This is a genomic window from Moorena sp. SIO2C4, from assembly GCF_010672485.1.
In the GTDB taxonomy this organism is placed as follows: domain Bacteria; phylum Cyanobacteriota; class Cyanobacteriia; order Cyanobacteriales; family Coleofasciculaceae; genus Moorena; species Moorena producens.
On the sequence record NZ_JAAHGN010000374.1, the window covers coordinates 1 to 6,633 of the forward strand.

Below are 6,633 nucleotides of genomic sequence, written 5' to 3' on the forward strand. Positions count from 1 at the left end.
ATCTCATTTTTGCTGTTTGACACGGTGGTGCGTTACGGGGCGGGCTATCCAAACCCTGACTACGAGGCGAAAAATGAAGGCTCCCCTAACACACCCTACGCAAAATTTTCAAATATGAGATGCACCCTTTAGAATCTCTGCTCCCCTCACAGAGGTTCATAATTGGCTCAATTTTTGATAAGCTAGAGCCATTGGGAAAAATTTGTGAACAATCGACCACCTTCTCAGGAAAAGACACCTTTATTAGACGCTCTGCGAGCATCAGCCCAGAAGCCCCATGCAGCCTTTTATGCACCAGGACACAAACAAGGCAAGGGCATACCTGAGCCATTAGCGGATTTGTTGGGAAAATCAGTATTTCGGGCTGATTTGCCAGAATTACCGGAGTTAGATAATCTTTTTGCTCCAGAAGGGGTAATCCAAGAAGCCCAAGACCTAGCAGCAGCAGCCTTTGGTGCAAGCAAAACTTGGTTCCTGGTCAACGGTTCCACTTGTGGGGTGATGGCTGCTATAGTAGCCACCTGCTATACCGGGGAGAAAATCCTATTACCGCGCAATATCCACCAATCCGCGATCGCAGGATTAGTCTTGTGTGGTGCTATCCCCATCTTTATTAACCCCGAGTACGACCCATCCACTGACTTGGTTTATAGCATCACCCCAACTGCAGTTAACCAAGCCCTGACTGAACATCCGGACACCAAAGCAGTGATGATGGTGTATCCAACCTATCAAGGAATCTGTGGTGACATAAAAGCGATCGCAAAAATAGTTCACCACTATAATATTCCCCTACTGGTGGATGAAGCCCATGGACCTCACTTTGCCTTCCATCCCGATTTACCCCTAGATGCCCTATCAGCCGGAGCCGATTTAACCGTACAATCAACTCATAAAGTACTCGGTGCCATGACACAGGCATCGATGTTGCACATTCAGGGCAATCGCATTGATCCTCAGCGCTTGAGTAAAGCATTACAGCTAGTTCAATCCACCAGCCCCAGTTACTTACTACTTGCTTCCCTAGATGCAGCACGACAACAAATGGCACTCCATGGAGAACGACTCATGAATCGTACCTTGCAGCTAGCCCAGGATGCCAGAAGTAAAATCAGTCAAATTCCTGGATTATCAGTTTTAGAACCGATAAAACCCTTAAGATTCCAAGCCCTAGACCCAACTCGCTTAACCGTAAGAGTGACCGAATTAGGATTAAGCGGATTTGAAGCCGATGAAATTATTCATCAACAGCTTGGTGTCACAGCGGAGTTACCCACACTTCACCACTTAACCTTTATCATTAGCCTAGGCAATACCCAAACCGATATTCAGCAACTTGTACAAGCTTTCACCAAACTTGCCCAAAATAACGGCAATTCCTCCACCGAGCAACCTGCCTTATGTAACCTACAACCTGCAACCTGCAATCTCCAACCGTTACTCTCCCCCCGTGAAGCCTTCTTTGCTCCCACCCAAACCCTACCGGTAATCGAAACCATAAACCGGATCAGTGCAGAATTAATCTGTCCCTATCCACCAGGAATACCAGCCCTAATGCCAGGAGAACAAATCAAATCAACTACTATTGAATACCTCCAAAAAATCCTAACCTTAGGTGGTCAAATTACCGGTTGTAGCGACCCCAGCCTCCAAACCATAAAAGTTATTATTGACTAATGAGATTGCTGGCTTAATGGGAGTAGGGAGCGGTGCGACCCGTGGCGAATTTAATTACGGGTCAAGCGCACCGAGGGAGTAGGGAGTAGCGATGCAGAGAGGTATTGGGGGTTTACCCCCTTAATAAAGAGGTAATAAAATTGAATGTACCTCATAAGTATGATCAAGGCTATAATCTTCGTAAATAGTTATGGTTATTCCCTACAAAGGGATGCTAAGTTGTTATAAACTTGAGCTCCTATTTAGGATAAAAAATAAATTATCAAACTATCAAAACTAGACACAGTAATCGTTTTAGTCGATTAAACTTAAAAAATTAGCCTAACAGGTACCGAACAGGCATCTTTCTAATACTCTTTGTGTGTTCTCTACCTGAAGTGGTTAGTTTAATAAATCAAAATAACTACAGGAAAAAAAATACCCCGAAACCTAAATACCACAAATGTCATCCCCAATTTGGCCGTACATTACTCCTGGAATCCCAGATCACCTCTTTGAACGCCTACCCGGTATTCCCTTAAGTAAGCGAGAAGTCAGACTGCTGATCATTTCTGCCCTACGACTAGGAAGCCAAGACCGGTTGTGGGACATCGGTGCTGGAACCGGTACCATTCCTGTAGAAATTGGACTACTGTGTCCCAAAAGTGAGATTATTGCCGTAGAACGGGATGAAGAAGTAGCCAACCTGATTCGACACAATTGCGATCGCTTTAATGTCACCAACGTAGAAGTGATCGAAGGTAACGCCCCAGAATGTCTCAAAGATCTACCATTGAAACCCCACCGAGTTTGCCTTGAAGGAGGACGACCAATCAAAACTTTACTCAAAGAAGTCTGGCCCTACCTACAATCTCCAGGGAGGATAGTCGCAACCACCAACAATCTAGAAGGACTCTATTCCATATCAGAAGGCTTAGCAGAGTTACAGGCTCGCAATATCGAAGTGGTTCAGTCAGCCGTCAACCGCCTAGAGACACGGGGGAATTATCAAACATTTGCAGCAGTTAACCCCATTTTTATTCTTAGTGGAGAGAAGTTAGAGTAAGGAATAGACCCATTCAGGGAACAAAATTAACAATAATAAGATAAATAACCTGTTCTTCTGTCAGAACAGGAGTGTCAAAAAAAAACGTCATATGCCCTGGTTACGGATTTTTAGTGGAATAGTTGCGATCGCCCTGGCAATGGGGATGATCCTACTTGGGGGATGGTATTTTACCATCGGCTTCTGTGTCATTGTCTATTTAGGTCAGTTAGAACTTTTTCAACTAGTCAAAGCAAAAGGCATGGTGCCAGCAACCAAAAGCACCATGTTTGTGTCTCAGCTACTACTAATTACAGCTACCATTTCACCAACCCTGGCTGATGCGGTGTTTCCCATTGCTGGAACATTTATTTGTTTTTACTTACTCTTCCAACCCAAGATAGCAACCATTGCGGATATTGGGGCTTCCATATTGGGTTTACTCTATGGTGGTTATCTGCCCGGCTATTGGGTCCGTCTGCGAGTGGGTTTAACTGAAACCTCCTCCCTAGCTAGAGATGCTACAGTCGCTGCTACGAACCTACCCGGGAGTGAATACTGGTCTAATTTTTCGATTAATCTAAGTCACATACCTGCTGGGTTAAGTACAACTCTCCTAGCATTCAGCTGTATTTGGGCAGCAGATATCGGAGCTTACACCTTCGGCAAATTTTTTGGTCGCACTCGCCTTTCTATGATCAGTCCTAAAAAAACTGTGGAAGGCGCTATATTTGGCCTTGTCAGTAGTATTGCTGTAGGAATCGCAGGAGCTTGGTATCTGAATTGGCCGTGCTGGCAGTTGAGTGGCACGATGTTCGGAGTAATGATTGGTGTAGCTAGCCTCTTAGGAGACTTAACTGAGTCCTTAATGAAACGGGATGCTGGTGTAAAGGATTCCGGGCAATTAATTCCTGGTCATGGTGGCATTTTAGACCGAACAGACAGCTATGTGTTCACTGCCCCTTTGGTGTATTATTTTGTCACGCTATTACTACCACTGTTACCCAGCTCCCTGTAGTATTGTGTCAATGTCAGATTTTTTTTTAGTTTATTGATTGCAATAAGCAATATATTGATGTAATTAAAACGTTGCACTACCTTTGAGTAGATTAAAAATTTATAGCGGTTTCCAGCTCAGTAGAATACACGTTAGTCTCTGGTAAATTCCGAGTGCAATCACCGGCTGTATTCCATCGGAATAAAAACCTGAAAACCGCTATAAAAGTGCATTCTGGATTAGGTAGATGGTAGAAACCACACATGAGCAGATGGGAGGTAATGGTGCTACATATCAATGCAACTTGGGATAACTATCATGTCCGGATTATAATTAATGTAGGCAAAGACAGAACCAGAAAACGGTTTTTCGGTTCAAACCCAGCTTGGTGGTAATGACTAATCACTAATTACGCTAATAACTAATTACGATACTAATTAATTACGATGATTAGTGAGATGATTAGTGAGATGATTAGTTACTAGTGTGATTGTTTAGTTCGATCAGAGCCGAATGGGCTACTTCTAGGCTTAGGCGGACTTGTTGGATAGAAGACAAAGAGTGCCACTGTTCAGATTTAACTGAAGGGCTGACATTCATGGAGTCTGAGCTACTGCGCATGGCGTAAGCCCACGGACGAGCTAAAACCAATAGATCGTCTTCTGTCCAGTTTTGTAACAATGGCTTGACACAAAGCACAAGTTGCTCTGCTAAGGACAAGTTCTTGTCAACAACCTCTTGGGCTCTAGAAGCGATCGCTTCTAGCCATTCGGTAGGCATGCAAGAAGCACATCCGTTAGCTAAAGCTGCCTTCAACGAGTCAATGGTGGATTCGATGGTGGATTCGATGGTGGATTCGATGGTGGATTCGAGCGGTAATTCCCAACACTGATTTAGTCGCTCAAAAAAGGCAACAGAAGCCTGAGCAATTTCCTGATGATCTTGGATTTCGTCGAGGGAAAAACCTCCTTCTAGCTCAGCAAAATAAGCTTCTGCTTCTGGATGAGTTGGATCCCAAGGATAAAACTCCTCTTCTGGCTGTAATAGTAATTCTAGTAGTTCTTCTTGGATTTGAACCGAAGTATCCTCAAAATCTGATTGTTGATGTTCTTGATATTGAATAGCTTGGCTGTTCATAATGCCCCTCCTGTTTGGGTTAGTAGATGAAACCTGACATAAAATAGCTACATCAATTTTTGAGGAAGTTCCGCAACAGCTGAAAAAATAATCTGAACTTCTCAGCGCGTGTTTAATTGCCATGGCAACAGCACTTTCCAACTAAACTTATGTGTGATATTAGTTAGCTATTTAGAGAAGACTTTAGGTAGACAGCCACTAGTTGCCATTTGACTCTAACCAGTATCCTTGTGAAACTTCCATTGGTAACAGCATAGTTAACAGCATAAGCTGCACTTTATCCTCGGCAGGAGGATAGTCCGACTCAAGATTCTGGGGAGTCAATAATAAACTCAAAGATCTGACCACGAGGACCACCAAACTTAAGCTGAATACCAGACCTTAGCTTAACTTCCTGATGATGAACAGTTTTCCAACCATTATCGATTAATATTCTCGTCCCATTACGAGAAAAATCCCTCAAGAAGTAAGTTGGATCCGAGCCTTGGTCAGTGAAAGCATCACGGCAGATAATTTCAGCATGTTGCTTACTAACACAAACTTCGGGAATCACCAAATCGTTGTGAGATTGTAGGCGTCCCACTCGCATCAATCCACCTCGAATCGGCCAGACATGATCGGTTTTTCCAATTGAACGCAAAGATGCCGTTGGGGGCGGACTTTCAACCCAGCTTGAGGTGATGGTGGGCAGTTCTGTAATTCCTTCTCCCACCGGTTGGATTAACTCCCCTTCAAACTGAGGATGCATATAAAGGATAGGCAAGGTCCAGGCTGGTTGGTTAAACTTGTAAAGGGTCAACAGGTGCTGTCTCGCTACAGCTACAGCATGGTCTATGGGCATCCGCTCCGCCAAGGCTTGGGCGAATGCTTTAATAAAACTCACGGCTTCTTGGTCAGCAATGGAGTCCCGCATCCCCAAAACTGCTGGAACACCGTGGTGAATGAGCACCTCAGCTAAACTACTACGGGGAATGGTTTGGGAATTCACTTGGTCAGGTTTGGCACTCCAACAGGCATTGAATACAGCTAAGGCAACCTGGGTGCGGACCAGAACCTGAGCCAATTCCGTACCACTAATTTTCGCATCCGAGCGTAAAAATAGCAAACCTCCGTCTGGTGCGCTTTCACCATGACCAGCATAGAATAGGATGTTATAGGCACCGGTTTCCAGTGCTTTAATCAGTTCAGCTGGTGTCGGTTGTATGAGTTTTGAGACGTTGCAGGTAACTGGTGGAACCGATTGGTTCCTAGAAGTTTGAGCGGCTCTACCAGCTTGAAGGGCATTTACCAAGGTAGCCGCTTCTTTTTCGAGATCCAAATTGGTAGTCGAACCATTTAATTTTTGAACCTTCTCTCCTAGAACTAACAAAATATTGAGAGCCTGGTGGGAGCGCAGGGGTTCGAGGGCGTCTACATCACTAGTTGTGCGGCTAAACAGGATTTGCTGAGAAAGGGAAATTGCCTGTTTACCCGCCATGGGTTGCATAATTTCCCAGGGGAGGGGAATGAAATCTGGAGCGCGGACTTCCAAGCGCAGGCGAAGGGGTTTATTTTGTCCCAAGGCAATGCCTTGACTTCGTTCGAGGGCATTGCGAATTGAGCCTTGAAACAGCCACTGCCAGAGGTCAATGCCCAAACCTTGCATCAAACGACCACTGTAGCTAATCTCCGGAAATGAATAACTGCATAACTGGAACACGGAGTTTGGAGATACGGGATTTCATAGAAATCCAAAGGATAATAGGGAAGAACCCAGGAACATGGGATGTAGGAGATGCACCGGGAGTAGACTACGCAG

4 protein-coding genes and 1 pseudogene are annotated in these 6,633 nt (G+C 44.7%); 3 read left to right on the forward strand and 2 right to left on the reverse strand.

Annotated elements, in window-relative coordinates; all coding sequences use genetic code 11:
* The first annotated feature begins 204 nt into the window (after positions 1-204).
* From F6K20_RS19305 to F6K20_RS19315, 3 genes are all read left to right on the forward strand, one after another.
* The gene (locus F6K20_RS19305; RefSeq protein WP_287295687.1) at positions 205-1,677 is read left to right on the forward strand and encodes an aminotransferase class I/II-fold pyridoxal phosphate-dependent enzyme; all 1,473 of its coding nucleotides are present in this window, start codon (positions 205-207) and stop codon (positions 1,675-1,677) included.
* Between the two features lie 442 nt (positions 1,678-2,119).
* Positions 2,120-2,722 (forward strand): precorrin-6Y C5,15-methyltransferase subunit CbiT, encoded by a 603-nt coding sequence (gene cbiT, locus F6K20_RS19310; protein WP_008184891.1) that lies wholly within the window; start codon positions 2,120-2,122, stop codon positions 2,720-2,722.
* Positions 2,723-2,813: 91 nt separating this feature from the next.
* Positions 2,814-3,719, forward strand: coding sequence for a phosphatidate cytidylyltransferase (locus F6K20_RS19315; protein WP_008184889.1), 906 nt, complete (start codon positions 2,814-2,816; stop codon positions 3,717-3,719).
* 453 nt (positions 3,720-4,172) lie between these two features.
* Here F6K20_RS19315 and F6K20_RS19320 read toward each other — a convergent pair whose 3' ends face one another.
* On the reverse strand, positions 4,173-4,835 hold the full coding sequence (locus F6K20_RS19320) for a hypothetical protein (protein WP_008184887.1): 663 nt from the start codon (positions 4,833-4,835) through the stop codon (positions 4,173-4,175).
* A gap of 304 nt (positions 4,836-5,139) precedes the next feature.
* Positions 5,140-6,507 (reverse strand): annotated as a pseudogene (locus F6K20_RS19325) (CHAT domain-containing protein); the annotation flags it as partial.
* Between the last annotated feature and the right edge of the window lie 126 nt (positions 6,508-6,633).